17 protein-coding genes and 1 riboswitch are annotated in these 13,673 nt (G+C 63.1%); of the genes, 5 read left to right on the forward strand and 12 right to left on the reverse strand.

Annotation, left to right across the window (positions count from 1 at the left end; genetic code table 11):
• On the reverse strand, positions 1-705 hold a 705-nt coding region (locus WCB02_RS24435), incomplete at its 3' end, for an SDR family oxidoreductase (protein WP_423962230.1).
• A gap of 131 nt (positions 706-836) precedes the next feature.
• Between WCB02_RS24435 and WCB02_RS24440 the strand changes: the two genes are divergently transcribed.
• A complete protein-coding gene (locus WCB02_RS24440) occupies positions 837-2,414 on the forward strand; it encodes a winged helix-turn-helix domain-containing tetratricopeptide repeat protein (protein WP_423962203.1) in 1,578 nt (525 codons plus the stop codon).
• A 45-nt stretch (positions 2,415-2,459) separates the two neighbouring features.
• Here WCB02_RS24440 and WCB02_RS24445 read toward each other — a convergent pair whose 3' ends face one another.
• Positions 2,460-2,795: a hypothetical protein gene (locus WCB02_RS24445; protein WP_423962205.1), complete on the reverse strand. Its 336-nt coding sequence runs from the start codon at positions 2,793-2,795 to the stop codon at positions 2,460-2,462.
• A 121-nt stretch (positions 2,796-2,916) separates the two neighbouring features.
• On the opposite strand from WCB02_RS24445, the gene WCB02_RS24450 reads away from it, so the two are divergent.
• Positions 2,917-3,237, forward strand: coding sequence for a hypothetical protein (locus WCB02_RS24450; RefSeq protein WP_423962207.1), 321 nt, complete (start codon positions 2,917-2,919; stop codon positions 3,235-3,237).
• Between the two features lie 169 nt (positions 3,238-3,406).
• Entirely contained in the window at positions 3,407-4,906 is a 1,500-nt protein-coding gene (locus WCB02_RS24455; protein ID WP_423962208.1) for an AMP nucleosidase, read from the forward strand.
• An 82-nt stretch (positions 4,907-4,988) separates the two neighbouring features.
• On the opposite strand, the gene WCB02_RS24460 is transcribed toward WCB02_RS24455, so the two are convergent.
• Positions 4,989-5,396 (reverse strand): hypothetical protein, encoded by a 408-nt coding sequence (locus WCB02_RS24460; RefSeq protein WP_423962211.1) that lies wholly within the window; start codon positions 5,394-5,396, stop codon positions 4,989-4,991.
• A 232-nt stretch (positions 5,397-5,628) separates the two neighbouring features.
• On the opposite strand from WCB02_RS24460, the gene WCB02_RS24465 reads away from it, so the two are divergent.
• Together WCB02_RS24465 and WCB02_RS24470 are read left to right on the forward strand one after the other, a co-directional pair.
• Positions 5,629-5,781, forward strand: a complete 153-nt coding sequence (locus tag WCB02_RS24465) for a hypothetical protein (protein ID WP_423962231.1) — start codon at positions 5,629-5,631, stop codon at positions 5,779-5,781.
• Positions 5,778-6,416, forward strand: coding sequence for a YbhB/YbcL family Raf kinase inhibitor-like protein (locus tag WCB02_RS24470; protein ID WP_423962213.1), 639 nt, complete (start codon positions 5,778-5,780; stop codon positions 6,414-6,416). Before WCB02_RS24465 ends, WCB02_RS24470 begins: the two co-directional genes overlap by 4 nt.
• 252 nt (positions 6,417-6,668) lie before the next feature.
• On the opposite strand, the gene WCB02_RS24475 is transcribed toward WCB02_RS24470, so the two are convergent.
• From WCB02_RS24475 to WCB02_RS24515, 9 genes are all read right to left on the reverse strand, one after another.
• Positions 6,669-7,319 (reverse strand): urea amidolyase associated protein UAAP2, encoded by a 651-nt coding sequence (locus WCB02_RS24475; RefSeq protein WP_423962214.1) that lies wholly within the window; start codon positions 7,317-7,319, stop codon positions 6,669-6,671.
• Positions 7,320-7,331: 12 nt separating this feature from the next.
• Positions 7,332-8,150, reverse strand: a complete 819-nt coding sequence (locus WCB02_RS24480) for an urea amidolyase associated protein UAAP1 (protein WP_423962216.1) — start codon at positions 8,148-8,150, stop codon at positions 7,332-7,334.
• 40 nt (positions 8,151-8,190) lie between these two features.
• Entirely contained in the window at positions 8,191-8,793 is a 603-nt protein-coding gene (locus WCB02_RS24485) for a DUF1989 domain-containing protein (RefSeq protein WP_423962218.1), read from the reverse strand.
• An 8-nt stretch (positions 8,794-8,801) separates the two neighbouring features.
• Positions 8,802-9,194 carry a RidA family protein gene (locus tag WCB02_RS24490; protein WP_423962219.1) on the reverse strand — a complete coding sequence of 131 codons (393 nt, stop codon included), beginning with the start codon at positions 9,192-9,194 and terminating at the stop codon, positions 8,802-8,804.
• A 34-nt stretch (positions 9,195-9,228) separates the two neighbouring features.
• The gene (locus tag WCB02_RS24495; protein WP_423962221.1) at positions 9,229-10,014 is read right to left on the reverse strand and encodes an amino acid ABC transporter ATP-binding protein; all 786 of its coding nucleotides are present in this window, start codon (positions 10,012-10,014) and stop codon (positions 9,229-9,231) included.
• Positions 10,015-10,027: 13 nt separating this feature from the next.
• The gene (locus WCB02_RS24500; RefSeq protein ID WP_423962223.1) at positions 10,028-10,684 is read right to left on the reverse strand and encodes an amino acid ABC transporter permease; all 657 of its coding nucleotides are present in this window, start codon (positions 10,682-10,684) and stop codon (positions 10,028-10,030) included.
• Entirely contained in the window at positions 10,681-11,328 is a 648-nt protein-coding gene (locus WCB02_RS24505) for an amino acid ABC transporter permease (RefSeq protein ID WP_423962224.1), read from the reverse strand. Before WCB02_RS24505 ends, WCB02_RS24500 begins: the two co-directional genes overlap by 4 nt.
• A 22-nt stretch (positions 11,329-11,350) precedes the next feature.
• The gene (locus tag WCB02_RS24510; protein WP_423962226.1) at positions 11,351-12,208 is read right to left on the reverse strand and encodes a transporter substrate-binding domain-containing protein; all 858 of its coding nucleotides are present in this window, start codon (positions 12,206-12,208) and stop codon (positions 11,351-11,353) included.
• 74 nt (positions 12,209-12,282) lie between these two features.
• Entirely contained in the window at positions 12,283-13,116 is an 834-nt protein-coding gene (locus WCB02_RS24515; RefSeq protein WP_423962228.1) for a nitroreductase family protein, read from the reverse strand.
• 72 nt (positions 13,117-13,188) lie between these two features.
• A riboswitch (guanidine-I (ykkC/yxkD leader) is annotated at positions 13,189-13,295 on the reverse strand.
• Positions 13,296-13,673: the final 378 nt, after the last annotated feature.

Raw genomic sequence — 13,673 nt, forward strand, 5'->3', positions numbered from 1 at the left:
GAGCCGCGCATTTCCGGCCGGCGTGAGAGACCGGTCGTCCAGCTCCGCACCGAAGTAGCGAGCATGGATGTCGGCAACGACTCTCCGTGGGTCCTTTTTTGCGTTGACGTATTGCCGGCCGAATTCGTCCAGGCTGAAGCGCTGCGGGCCGGTCAATTCGACAATGCCGTTGATGGGGGCACCGAGCGTGACGTCGACCAGCGCAGCCGCGACATCGTCCGAAGCCACGGGCTGAAATAGGGCGGGCGACAGTCGGACAGTTCGTCCATCGGAAGAGGACTCGACGATTCCTCCAGCAAACTCGAAGAACTGCGTCGCGCGCAGGATAGTATAGGGAATCTTTGAGGCCCTGATCAGGTTCTCCTGCGCCAGTTTCGCGCGGAAGTAGCCGCATTCCGGCAACCGATCAGTCCCGACGATTGAGAGCGCGACATGGTGCCGCACGCCGGCTGCGGACTCGGCGGCAAGCAGGTTGCGCCCCGATGTCTCGAAAAATTTCAGAACCGCGTTGTCCTCGAAGGACGGCGAGTTCGCGACATCAACCACGATTTCAGCACCTGAAAGCGCGGCGGCGAGCCCTTCGCCCGTGATCGTATTGACGCCCGTGCGGGGCGATACCGGCGCTACGTCGTGGCCGTCCTGACGCAGTTTGCCCGCGAGCTTGGTTCCGATGAGGCCGGTGCCGCCGATAATGACAATATTCATCTTCATCCTCCGTTGCAGAGCAATGGCTTGGCTGTGTAGGAAGGATGCGCCGACGCAGGCGAAAAAGCCTTGCGGCTGTCATGGATTGCGATTGGATTCTTCTTGGCTTCTTGTCCAAGCGGAGCGTGGCCGTGCCGTTCTTGTTCGAAGATTATTGCTTGGACGCCGATCGACGCGAGCTCAAACGGGGCTCGGAGCTCATCGCGATTGGACCGAAGGTGTTCGATCTCCTGCTTTTTCTGATCCGAAACCGGCTCCGAGTTGTGACAAGAGACGAACTCTTGCAGGTCGTGTGGAGTGGGCGGATCATCTCGGAGTCAACGCTGACCAGCCACGTCAACGCCGTACGCACGGCGATCGGGGACACCGGCAAGGAGCAGCGCCTGATCCGGACGGTCTCGCGCCGAGGCCTGCGGTTTGTCGGCGAGATCGAAGAGCAGGAATTGGCCACCAATTTGCCGATTGGGATGACGGACGTGACGCCTGAGAGGCTCACCCCCGTTCCGGCTCTGCCGGATTCCCCGTCGATCGCAGTCCTGCCGTTCCGAAATCTCAGCGGCAACGTCGAGCAGGATTATTTTGCCGACGGAATAGTGGAGGAGATCATTACGGCCTTGTCGCGCATTCGTTGGTTGTTCGTGATCGCGCGCAACTCAAGTTTCACCTACAAGGGCCGGACGGTGGACGAGAAGCAGGTGGGGCGCGAGCTCGGCGTGCGCTATGTCGTTGAAGGTAGTGTCCGCCAGTCCGAAAGCCGGATCCGTATCACGGGACAGTTGGTCGATACTTCAGCCGGCATCCACCTTTGGGCCGATCGATTTGAAGGGAGGCTCGACGACGTCTTCGAGCTTCAGGATCAAATCGCGACCGGGATCGTTGGAGCGCTTGCCTCCCAGCTCGAGCGAGCCGAGATAGAGCGCGCCAGGCGGAAGCCGACCGGCAACCTCAGTGCCTACGATACTTACTTGCGCGCAATGCCTCATTTGCACCGCGGGACGCAGGCGGCGATCGACGAGGCCCTGCCGCTGTTCTACAAGGCGATCCAGCTCGATCAGGAGTTTGCCTCTGCCCATGCGATGGCAGCCTGGTGTCATTTCTGGCGGAGAATAAATGGCTGGATGGTCGATCGGGAGCGGGAAAGCGCGGAAGGCGCTCGATTGGCGCGGCTTGCAGTGGAATTCGGCAAGGACGACGCTGTTGCGCTGACGAGGGGTGGCCATGCCCTTGCCCATCTCGCCGGTGAGGTGGACGGCGCGATCGTGCTGCTCGACAAAGCCCTGGTGCTCAATCCCAATCTGGCAGCCGCGTGGTTTCTGGGCGGCTTTCTCAGAACCCTGAGCGGCGAGCCCGATGCCGCGATCGAGTTTCTTACGCGCGCGATGCGATTCAGTCCCTTGGACCCGGAGATGTTCCGGATGCAGGCGGGCATGGCGCTGTCGCATCTGTTAGCCGGGCGCTTCGAGATAGCAGCATCATGGGCCGAACAGTCTTTCCGGGAAGCGCCGACCTTTTTGGCTGTGGTTGCCGTCATCGCCGCAAGTCACGCGCTTGCTGGTCGAACCCAGCGGGCGCGGACGGCGATCGAACATCTGCGAAGACTGAATCCGGCGTTCCGTGTCTCCAGTCTTCAAGGCTGGATTCCCATCAGGCGACCGGAGCATCGCGCCTGCTTCGAGGCCGGTCTGCGGCTGGCAGGGCTGCCCGAATGAATCCCTTCGAACTCTCGGCTGGATTTCGTCCTGCGGCCGATCGCCTCAGACACCAAGCCGTGGAATCAACCTCACTGCGTTAGCGCTGCCAACGGCTGTCAGGTCAGAGACGTCCAGCCCCAGTCTTTCCAGGTCGCGCATTTGATCCAAGCGGAAATACGGGTCGTCAGTACCGTAGGTGACCTGGGAGGCCGGCACGAGTTTCAAGCGTGCTGCCATCATTGGCGCGCGGATGGAGTTGGCGGTGTCGTAATCAAGACGCCGCAGCTCTCCCGTGATTCCCAGGGGAGCAAATTCATGAAGCTTTGGGCTATTGCCGCAAGACGAATCGATGCGGCCAGCCATGATTGGCACGGTCCACCCGGATGCGAGAACAGTCATCGAATATCCCGCCAGTTTGACGCGACGGCCAGGCGACCAATTGCAGAGGGCCGTCGCAGGGATTATCATGCTCAGGGGTATCAGCCATAAGCTTGGACGACCCATGAAAAGACTTCAACCCATGGCAGTGTTCCTTGCAGGCGCGGCGCTCTGGCTAAATACGGGAACAGCGCAAGCCGGGCCTTGCACCGCCGACATCTCACAATTTGAAGCAACCATTCATCGATCGGCGGGCGAGCCGCTTGCCGGACTGACGGCACGTCAGTCGGTCGATGCGCAGCTTGGCCACCAGCCCACGCCGGAATCCGTCCACACCGCCGACCAGCGGCTGCAGTCACGATTTTCCGCGGCGATGGCCCGCGCGAAGCGGGATGATGCCCAGGGTAATCGCTCAGGCTGCAGCCGTGCTCTCAACGCAGCGAAAAAAATCTATGTCCCGTAAGGCGGAGAACTCTTCGTCGGCTGCTCCGGGGAGGCGGCTGGCTCTCTGCCGCGTTTGTGGCCTTTGCCATCGGCAATGTCTGATGAATGCCGCCGTGGCTGCCCACGAAAGTCCGGCGGTGCGGTTCATCGCCCCTCCCCAAGCCGCTTCCGAGATTCTATGATGCTTCATGGAGAATCGCAGCTACCCCCAAGCCATTGAATCCATCGCGACGCCGGAGCCTTTCACGCGGCAGAGTTTTGACGACGCCCACAAGGCGGTCGCGGCCTTGCGCGAGCTCTATGCCCGAAATACCCGGTTCCTGCGCGATTCCTTCGCCGCGCTCGCGGCCGGCGGCGACACCAACCGGCGCTACCGGGCGTTCTATCCGGAAATCAGCGTCACCACGAGCTCGTACACGCAGGTCGATTCGCGTCAGCCCTATGGCCACATGCCGACGCCCGGCCACTTCTCGACCACGATCACCCAGCCCGACCTGTTCGAAGCCTATCTCGTCGAGCAGCTCGGACTGATCATGCGCAACCACGGCATTCCCGTCGTGGTCTCGGAATCGGGAACCCCGATCCCACTGCATTTTGCCTTCCTGGAAGGGACCCATGTCGATGGCGCCGCCGCCAGGCACATCAAGCGGCCGATCCGGGACCTGTTCGACGTCCCGGACCTTGACGGCACCGACGATCAGATCGCCAACGGCACCTACGAGGCGCCCGCCGGCCGGCCGCGGCCGCTGGCGCAATTCACCGCCCAGCGCGTCGACTATTCGCTGCACAGGCTGTCGCACTATACCGCCACCAGCCCGGTCCACTTTCAGAATTTCGTCCTGTTCACCAACTACCAGTTCTATATCGACGAGTTCCGCGCCTACGCCGCAGGCCTGATGGCCAAGGGCGGCGACGGCTATCTCGAATTCGTCGAACCGGGCAATGTCGTGATCAAGCGCGGCGAACTGCGGCCGGTCGCGAGCGGACCATCACACCTGCCGCAGATGCCGGCCTATCATCTGAAGAAGCCCAACGATGCCGGCATCACCATGGTCAATATCGGCGTCGGGCCGGCGAATGCCAAGACGATCACCGACCATATCGCCGTGCTCAGGCCGCACGCCTGGCTGATGCTCGGACACTGCGCCGGATTGCGCGACACCCAGGCGCTCGGCGACTATGTGCTGGCGCACGCCTATGTGCGCGAAGACCACGTGCTCGATGACGACCTGCCGCTATGGGTGCCGATTCCCGCGCTCGCCGAGATCCAGGTGGCGCTCGAGGAAGCGGTGGCGGAAGTGACGGGACTGTCCGGCTACGACCTGAAGCGCATCATGCGCACCGGCACCGTCGCCAGCATCGACAACCGCAATTGGGAATTGCATGACCGCAGCGGTCCGGTCCGGCGGCTGTCGCAGTCGCGCGCAATTGCGCTCGACATGGAATCGGCGACCATCGCAGCCAACGGTTTCCGCTTCCGCGTGCCCTATGGCACGCTGCTGTGCGTGTCCGACAAGCCGTTGCACGGAGAGCTGAAGCTGCCCGGCATGGCGACCGAGTTCTACAAGCGGCAGGTGGCCCAGCATCTGACCATCGGTATCCGCGCGATGCAGAAGCTGGCGGAAATGCCGATGGAGCGGCTGCACTCGCGCAAGCTCAGAAATTTCTCGGAAACGGCGTTCCAGTAGGCCGCGCCAACAGCCGCCCGAGCCGGTTGGAGCCATGCCGCAGACGACCGCGCCCCGGCGCCATGACCGCTCCGTGTTGCGCCTATTGTCGCTGAACCGCCGACAATTCTTCGTTTGCAAGCATGGCCTCGCGCCTGCCGAAGCGCGCCAGATCGCTCTCCGGATTGATCAGGAGCATCGCGACAAATCCGCCGGCGAGGATGAGCAGACCCGCGAACAGGAAGCCGTCCCGAAAACCCTGGGCGGGATTCACGCCGACATCCACGATGCGTCCCATGAGCCACGGCGCCACCAGGCCGGCCGTCGTGAACACGCCGTTGGTGATGCCGAGCATTGCGCCGCGCTGATGCACCGGGCTGATTTCGCCGATCAGGGGAGGCCCGAGAGCGAACGCGACGCTGCCCACGGCAAAGGCCATCATGACTAGAGGAATCTGTTCGATCGCGCCCGCGGATCTCGCGAGCAGGATCATCGCGATACCCGCAAGCATCACACAGCAACTCGTGACCACGCCACGCGCGCCCGCGCGCCCGCAATCTCTGCGACACGAGGCCCAAGGTCGGAGACAGGCATAATTGCAGCATCGGCGGCAGCATGACGATGCAGCCGGCGGCGGTCGGCGAATATCCGGCAGCCTTGATCAGGAAGAACGGCAGCCACACCACCGCCAGCGTCACCGCCCGGTAGGCCGCATAGCCCGCGAGCCCGATAATCAATCCGGCATGCTGCGCAGCGCCGTCGATGGCTTCCTGGCCAAGGTGCGCGCCGCATCAAGCATGATCCTTCGCGACAAACGCGGCGTGCATTGTGCGGAGATCGCGTTCAATCAAGAACCCGGTCGGCGGCTTCAGCCAAATCGACCGTGGGAGGCATGAGCGAGAAGCCAAGACAAATCGTATTTCGTCTGCTACTTTCCGGGGCCGAACCAAGGGAGGAAACGATGCAAAAAATCGCATTGGGGGCAGCGGTTCTGGCGTTCGCTGCATTCACCGTGTCCGCGGCTTCCGCGCAGATGAAATTGACCAGCGACGACATCAAGAACAACGACGTCGGTACCAAGGAAATGGAGGCGAATGTGTTCGGCTGCGATGGAGGCAATATTTCGCCGTCGCTGAAATGGACTGGCGCGCCTGCGGGGACCAAGAGTTTCGCCATCAATCTTTTTGACCAGGACGCGCCGACCGGCAGCGGCTTTTGGCATTGGGTCGTGTTCAACATTCCAGTCACGACCACCTCGCTTCCGAAGAACGCCGGTGACGTGAAGGCCAAGCTCATGCCCGAGGGTGCGATCCAGAGCCGGACCGACTACGGTTTTGACGGCTACGGCGGCATGTGCCCGCCCAAAGGCGACAAGCCTCACCGATATATTTTGACCGTATACGCGGTCGACGAGGACAAACTACAATTCGCCAAAGACGACATGGTATCACCTGCGGTCGTCGGCTTCGAGCTGCATTTCCATTCGAAAGCAAAAGCGGCGCTGCACTGGACCTACGGCCGCCGGAAATGAGCAGCGTTTCATCCTACTCGACCTCTGCCATAACTCGTGCAGCGTGTTTTCAGCTCAAGGGTGGGCCATTCGCGACCGGGATGAGCCGGCAGCAGGTGAAGCCATCTGCGCGGTGGCCGAAAGGGGACGTTTCCGGAGCGCCAGCGGCTCCGTGGCCCCGGACCGACCGGGTCTCATACCCATCACATTCGCTGAAGCGTGCGACCGCGGCGCGATGGCGGTTCAACAGAATCGCATCGCGCTCTGGCAACTCTACAGCCGTGCCTCGTCCCAGATCACGACCCGGATCGGCGTCGGGTCGAATCCGTTGCAGGGATTGTTGACCTGCGGGCAATTCGAAATGACGAAGATGACGTCCATCTCCATTCCGATGTCGACATGGTTTCCGGGCGCCGAAATGCCGTCGACCACGGTGAAATTGCCGTTGGGATCGATCGGCACATTCATGAAGAAGTTCAGGTTGGCGACGATGTCGCGCTTGCCGAGACCGTATTTCGACAGTTCCAGAATGAAATTCTCGCGGCAGGCGTGCTGATATCTGGTGGCTTCGCCGAACCGTACTGCGTTGCTCTCGCACGAACAGCATCCCGCCGAGGTATCGTGGCGGCCGCAGGAATCCGCAGTGATCCGCGCCATCACCCGGCCCTTGTTGGAAATCAGCCTGGTGCCGAGCTCGATATAGGCCGACCCCTGCGTTCGCAGCGTGTCCTGCGCGCTATAACGCTCGGCCGGATCGGCGATGGCGTAGAGCAGCGCATCGACCGCCTGCTGGCCTTGGCTGTCGATGATCCGCAGCGTCTGCCCCTTCCGCAAGACCTGCGACCACGGCCGTTCCGCCGGGATACCGTGCACATAGACGGCGCTTGCTTCCGTCCCTGGCGGGACACTGGCTTCGACGATCATGGGCCGCTCCTGTCAGGCGTAGAGATAGTCGGTGAACGCAAAGGCACGCGCGGCCTCCGCCGACCCCGTCCGGCAGGGATCGTCGACGGCCGCCGCCGGCGCGCGATAGCGGACCAGCGTGATCGAACCGGAGGGCTGCTGCCGCGCCGGATTGAGCGGATGCGCGCAGTTCGAGAGCACGACGATCGCATTCATCTCCGCGCGCAAATCGACGAAGTCGCCCGCATGCTTCGCTGTCTGGGTCCAGACGAAGCGCCCGGTCGCATCGACCGAGACCGGCGCAAAGAAGCTGACGCAGGGCGGGATGTCGCGCGGGCCGAGCCCGACCTTGGCGGCAGCGGCCACGAAGTTCTCCTGCGTGTTGCGGGAGTGGACGCCATCGGCCGCGGCAGCCGAGGCCGCCGTCGATCCCCCGACCATCAAATCATGCGCGCCGCTGGTATCCTCGATCAGCGAGAACATGACCCGGCCCATGTCGGACAGGATGACCCGCCCTTTCGAGACGACGGCGCTCCATTGCACCTTGACGGTATCGGCGCAATTGATCCGTTCGGAGGTGTCCTCCGCGCGCCAGGCGATCATCGAGACGCTGGAGCGGCCGGCAGGGTCGGCGATGCGCAACGCCTCGCCGCGCCTGAGCCGGACGGTCGCGTACCAGTCGGCGGGCACCTCCTCGCGGCTGATCACGGCCTCGGGCGAAATCGGTGCAGCATCAAGCGCAGTCGGCTGCGGTGGCGCCTTGAGCTTTGCCTCCTGGCCCGCGGCGCGCAGTTCCTCATACCGGCGCCGGTTGGCGTCCACGATCTCCTGTTTGCTCGCCGCAATGGTCATCATCTCGCTCCTCTCGCGAAAGCACTCACCGTGTTTTGCTTCAGCCGACCGTAAAATGCGCCTCGACCGGTCTGCCGGCCTTGCCGTTGATCGGCAGGATATCCTGCGGGCAGGCCGAGAATGCGATCACGAGATCCATCTCCGCCCGCAGCCGCACATGGCCTCCCGGCAATGACCGTGGCGGCGCCTCGAAGCTGAGCGTGCCCTCCGCTGTCCAGGGAATATTCATGAACAAGTTGAGCGGGCTCGGCACCTCCGGCGGGACCAGACCAAGCTCCTCCATGCCGGCGAACAGATTGTCGGTGCAATTGTCATGATGGCCTTCGTGGCCCAGAAACGCGTAGCGATGCCGGTCGCACGCCGCGATCAGCGTGTCGTGAATCCCGCCTGAGGTATCCTCAATCATCGTCATGATCGGCCTGCGCTTGTTGGTCCTGAGAATATCGCCGGGCTGCGGAATCAGATGCAGACTGTGCGCCCTCGTGTGTTCGTTCGACATGAACTCGCCGAGGTCGGCGCGGTTGAACGCCCAGGTGTCGACGACCTGCTCGCCATGGGTATTGATCACGGTGACGACCTGCCCCTGCGTCACAATGGCGGCCTTGCCGTGCCGGGCGGGAATTTCGATCAAAACTTCGGTCATGGCCTTCCTCAGGGTCGGTATGCGATCAGGTCGATCTCGACGATGCCGCCGCGCGCGAGATCGGTGACGCCGACCGTGGTGCGCCCCGGACGCCGCTCGGGATCGAAATGGCTCGAAAAGATCGCGTTCATCGCCGCGTAGTCGCTTTTGAAATTCGTCAGATAGATGCGTGCGAAGACGACATGGGCGAACGTCAATCCGCTTCCCTTGAGCACCCGCGCAAGGTTGTCCATCACCTTGCGGGTCTGCGCCTCGATGCCGGGTGGAAGCGGCAGCGCATCGTCATCCGGATCAGTGGCGAGCTGGCCGGTGACGAAGATGAATCGCCCGGCCTCCACCGCGTGGCTATAGGGCGCGACGGGTTTCGGCGCATCGGGCAGAAAATGAAAGACAGGATCCACGGTGCTCTCCCTTGGCTGCTCTTTCGCACTGATATCAAGCACGGCCTGAGGCCGCGCCGTTGGCGTAGCGCTGCAGGAATTGCCGCGCCCGTTCGGTCTCCGGTTCGGTAAAGAAGCGCTCCGGCGGCCCGGTCTCGATCACCCGTCCATGGTCCAGAAACAGGATGCGCGTCGCGGCCTCGCGCGCGAACGCCATTTCGTGGGTGACGATCACCATGGTCCGGCCCTCGCGCGCCAGATCGGCCATCACAACCAGCACTTCGGCGACCAGTTCAGGGTCGAGAGCGCTGGTGGGCTCATCGAATAACAAGAGATCCGGCTTCATCGCGAGCGCGCGCGCGATGCCGACGCGCTGCTTCTGTCCGCCCGACAGCTTTGCCGGAAACACGTCCTGTTTGTCGGTCAGCCCGACCTTGGCCAGCAGCGCGAGCGCTTCGTCGCGCACTTCCGCCTTCGGCCGCCGTTGAACCTGAATCGGCCCCTCCATCAGGTTCTGCAGCACGGTCAAATGCGGCCACAGCGCGAAATGCTGGAACACCATGCCGATCCGCGTCCTGATCCGCGACAGATCGCGATCGTTCATCACGAGACCGGCGCCGTTGATCCCGACCTGGGCTCCGTTCAGATAGATCTGGCCGGCATCGGGCGGTTCGAGCCAGTTGATGCAGCGGAGCAGCGTCGATTTTCCCGATCCCGACGGACCGAGAACGCAGACCGTCTCTCCCTTGTCGACGCCGAAGCTAACGTCCGACAGCACCTCGAGCTCGCCGAACCGCTTCGACACGCCGGCGACATCGAGAACTTTGCTGGGCCCCGTCATTCGCAAATCCCGCCTACCGCCGCGCGTCGGCGAGGCGGCCGACCTGGCTGACCCCGGCCTCGATCACGAGGCATAGGCCCCAGTACAGGAACACCGCAGTGATGAAGGCCGCGAACGGCACGTAGTGGCGCGACTGGATCGAGCTTGCCGCGTGCGTCAATTCCGGAATCGCGATGATGGTGAGAAAGGCGCTGTCCTTGATGATCTGGATGATCTGATTGCCGAGTACCGGCCCCGCCGCCAAGAGCAGCGGCGGCAGGATGATGCGGCGGAACAGCGCAATGTGGGAGAAGCCAAAGGCGATCCCGGCCTCGATCGGCTCCCGCGGCTGCGCCGCCCAGGCGCCGCGCAGGATCTCGGCCATATAGGCGGCATTATAGATCGTCAGCGCGGCGAGCCCCGAGGTCCAGTTGTCGAGCCGAAGGCCGAGCGAGGGCAGCCCGTAATAGACGATGTAGGCGAACAGCAGGAATGGCACGCAGCGCATGACGTCGACGAAGATGCGCGCCGTGAAGGCCAGCCAGCGCTGCTTCGCCATCAGCGCCGGCGTCAGGACAAAGCCGAAGAAGAGTGCGGCCGCGGCCGACAGCACCGACAGGATCGTGGTGTTGCCCAATCCGCTGAGCATCAGATCCCGCTCGCTCCACACGATGCCGAAATCATGCATCATGCCGCGGCCCCGGCCGAAAGCTGCCGTCGTTCGATCCAGCGCTGCAGCGACACCAGCGCAAAGACGATAGGCGCGTAGAGCGCGACCGCGACCAGGAACGGCGGCAGCGGCTGATAGGTTTCGGCGCCGATCCTGACCGCCGCCCGCGTGATATCGACGACACCGACCACGGCCAACGCCGGCGTCACCTTGATCAACAGCGACATCTCGTTGACCAGCCCCGGCAGGCTCACCCGCACGATCTGCGGCAGCACGATGCGCCGGAAGCGCTGCGGTGCGCGCATGCCGATGGATTGCGCGGCCTCAACCTGATCCTTCGGAAAGTTCATCAGCGCCGCGCGCCAGACCTCGGAATTGAACGCCGCGGTATTCATTACCAGCGCCAGGATCGCCGCCGAGATCGGCCCGATCGCGATCCCGATATTCGGCAGCGCGAAGAACAACAGCAGCAGCAGCGTCACCAGCGGCGTCGCGCGCAGCACGCTGACATAGACAGCGACGATGCGGGCGATGACCGGCACGTCGGCCCAGCGCAGCACCGCCAGCGCCAGGCCGATCGGAAGCCCGATCAGGATGGCGGCCAGCGACAACGTCACGGTCACGACGGCGCCCCCGAGGATCGCCAGGATATCGCCGCCGCTCATGAGCCGTCACGCCCGGCGAACGCTAGAACTCGGGCTCGAACGACACCGGCAGATCGGGGAAGGCTTCGCCGAACCATTTCTTCTGCAATTCGGCAAAGCGGCCGGTCTCTTTTTCCTTGGCGATGAAGCCGTTCAGAAACGCGAGCAGTTCGGTGTTGCCCTTGGCGACGGCCCAGGCCGGGAACGATTTTCCAGAGACCGCCTGGCCGACTTCGAACACATTCGGTTTCTCGGCGGCAAGTGTCTTCAGGTTGATGACGGTGTTGACGACGTAATCGACGCGGCCGAGCGCGAGATCCTGATAGGCCTCGGGATAAGAGGTGTATTCAACGACTTTGCCGAGCTTGCCGCCGTCCTTCTCGAGCTTCGCGCCGAGTTCGGGCAGACGCGCCAGCAGCGCACTGCCAGCCTGCACGCCGACCGTCTTGCCGCTCAGATCCTTGATCGAGTTGATGCTCTTGTCGTCCTTGCGCTTGAGGTAATAGTGGGTCGCGTCCGCGATCGGGCTGGTGAAATCGAGCGATTGCTTGCGCTCCTTGGTGATGATGACCGCAGTGATCGCGACGTCGTATTTGCCGGTGCTGACGCCGGCCAGGATTCCCGTCCAGGGCAGGATCTGCTGCTTGATCTCGAACGGCGCATATTTGCGCAAATCCTCGATCAGCTCGTTGTCGAAGCCGGTCGGCGTCCCGTCCTTGACGAATTCGAAAGGACGAAAATCATCCTCGGTCGCGACGATCAAGCCGCGCTTCTTGATCTCGTCGAGGCTTGCGGCCTGGGCCTTGCCGGCCAGCACGGGGACCACGACCTGAGCAGCGATCAGGCCGATCAGCAGGCGGCGCGAGGGAGATTTCAGGGAAGCGATCGCGGTGTTCGACATGAGAAGACGCCCTTCGTTGACAGGAAAACGGATCGTGCGTTGCGGTGTTCGGAGCCTGGCTGGGTGCGGCCCTTTCAATCGAAGCTGAAGCCGTGCGCGCGCAGATAGGGCGGAAAGGCGGCGCCCTCCGCTTTGGCGGCCTGGCGGGCCTTGTCTTCGGACCAGCCGTAGAAATCGGCCGTGCCGAATTCGTCGTTCGCGCGCTGCTGATCGGCAGGGATGGCATGGATCGCATCGCGCCGGCGGTCGTAATCATCGACGCCAAAGGCGAGCCCGCCATCGTCGTAGCAGTCATGATGCGTGGTCACGCGGCGCGGCAGCCGCAGGCTGACATGGCCGTCCGCTGCCGGATAACCCAGGCAGAGGCCGGCGACCGGAAAGACGAGATCAGGCAACGCCAGAATGGCCGCGACCTTCTCGACCTCGTTGCGGATCACGCTGATCGGGCAGACGCCGAGCCCCACCGACTCCGCGCACAGGATCATGGTCTGCATGGCCAGCGCGGCGTCGACACTGGCGTTGAAGAAACCCTCCAGCGTGCCGTTGCGAAGCGGCTTTCCACGCAGCTCGCCGATGCGCTGCAGCCGCCTGGCATCGCCGAGAAAGACAAAGAACACCGGCGCGGCGCCGATCCACGGCATGCTCGGAAACAGGCGGCCGATCGCCGCGCGCTTGCCGGGCTCGCGCAGCCGAAGGATCGAGGCCTGCTGGAAATCCGATTTGGCGGATGCGCTCAAGGCCGCGGCGACCAGCACGCCGAGCAGATCCTCGCTTGGCATCCCGTCGCTATAACGGCGGACGGTCTTTCGTGCCAGGACCCGGCGGATGGTATCGTTGTCCTCGACCCCGGCGCCCACGGGGCCACCGTCGCCGAAACGCCGCGCGATCAGGTCCGAATAGGCTGTCATCGCCAACTCCACGCCGACATTGCGAACCGGGAATTGGCAAGGACTCAGCAATGCCAATTCCTGGCTACTGAGGTCTCCCGGGATTTTATCCCGCCGTGTCCTGCGCGATGTCTCCCGCCCAGGCGGCAGCTCTTGGACCAGCCATCCCCAGCGGATGCGGAACCCTAGCCACCAACTCAATGCGCACGGCGGAGCAAATGACGTGCCAGACTTTCGACGCAAGGCGAGGCGGGCGGCTTTTCCAGGAAGGGTCAGCATCGTTTCCAGAAGTGCCGGCGAGATGCTGGGCAAGATGCTTGTGACACTGGCGAAAATCCAGCGCGCCCGGTTTTCGACCTGCAAAAAATGCGAAGCATGCTTCGTATTGATCCGGACGCGGCATCGCCGGCTGGACACCGGCCCTGCTCGTTAAGAAGCAATGTTTGCACAGAATCTAGCCTTCAACGAGAGCGATTGTGGCGCCTCACGTTCGGAACGGATTTGCCGCCACGATCTTCTGCATCATCGCAACGAACCGCTTCTGATCGGATTTGCTCAGGCTGGCCAACGTCTCGCGG

Source organism: Bradyrhizobium sp. (genome assembly GCF_049581145.1).
Classification (GTDB): domain Bacteria; phylum Pseudomonadota; class Alphaproteobacteria; order Rhizobiales; family Xanthobacteraceae; genus Bradyrhizobium.

Excerpts from the sequence above, each read along its gene's own strand:
- WCB02_RS24445 (WP_423962205.1), bottom strand. The coding sequence starts at position 2,795 with ATGACTGTTCTCGCATCCGGGTGGACCGTGCCAATCATGGCTGGCCGC.
- WCB02_RS24450 (WP_423962207.1), top strand. The coding sequence starts at position 2,917 with ATGGCAGTGTTCCTTGCAGGCGCGGCGCTCTGGCTAAATACGGGAACA.
- WCB02_RS24455 (WP_423962208.1), top strand. The coding sequence starts at position 3,407 with ATGGAGAATCGCAGCTACCCCCAAGCCATTGAATCCATCGCGACGCCG.
- WCB02_RS24460 (WP_423962211.1), bottom strand. The coding sequence starts at position 5,396 with ATGCTTGCGGGTATCGCGATGATCCTGCTCGCGAGATCCGCGGGCGCG.
- WCB02_RS24465 (WP_423962231.1), top strand. The coding sequence starts at position 5,629 with ATGCTGCGCAGCGCCGTCGATGGCTTCCTGGCCAAGGTGCGCGCCGCA.
- WCB02_RS24470 (WP_423962213.1), top strand. The coding sequence starts at position 5,778 with ATGAGCGAGAAGCCAAGACAAATCGTATTTCGTCTGCTACTTTCCGGG.
- WCB02_RS24475 (WP_423962214.1), bottom strand. The coding sequence starts at position 7,319 with ATGATCGTCGAAGCCAGTGTCCCGCCAGGGACGGAAGCAAGCGCCGTC.
- WCB02_RS24480 (WP_423962216.1), bottom strand. The coding sequence starts at position 8,150 with ATGACCATTGCGGCGAGCAAACAGGAGATCGTGGACGCCAACCGGCGC.
- WCB02_RS24485 (WP_423962218.1), bottom strand. The coding sequence starts at position 8,793 with ATGACCGAAGTTTTGATCGAAATTCCCGCCCGGCACGGCAAGGCCGCC.
- WCB02_RS24495 (WP_423962221.1), bottom strand. The coding sequence starts at position 10,014 with ATGACGGGGCCCAGCAAAGTTCTCGATGTCGCCGGCGTGTCGAAGCGG.
- WCB02_RS24500 (WP_423962223.1), bottom strand. The coding sequence starts at position 10,684 with ATGATGCATGATTTCGGCATCGTGTGGAGCGAGCGGGATCTGATGCTC.
- WCB02_RS24505 (WP_423962224.1), bottom strand. The coding sequence starts at position 11,328 with ATGAGCGGCGGCGATATCCTGGCGATCCTCGGGGGCGCCGTCGTGACC.
- WCB02_RS24510 (WP_423962226.1), bottom strand. The coding sequence starts at position 12,208 with ATGTCGAACACCGCGATCGCTTCCCTGAAATCTCCCTCGCGCCGCCTG.
- WCB02_RS24515 (WP_423962228.1), bottom strand. The coding sequence starts at position 13,116 with ATGACAGCCTATTCGGACCTGATCGCGCGGCGTTTCGGCGACGGTGGC.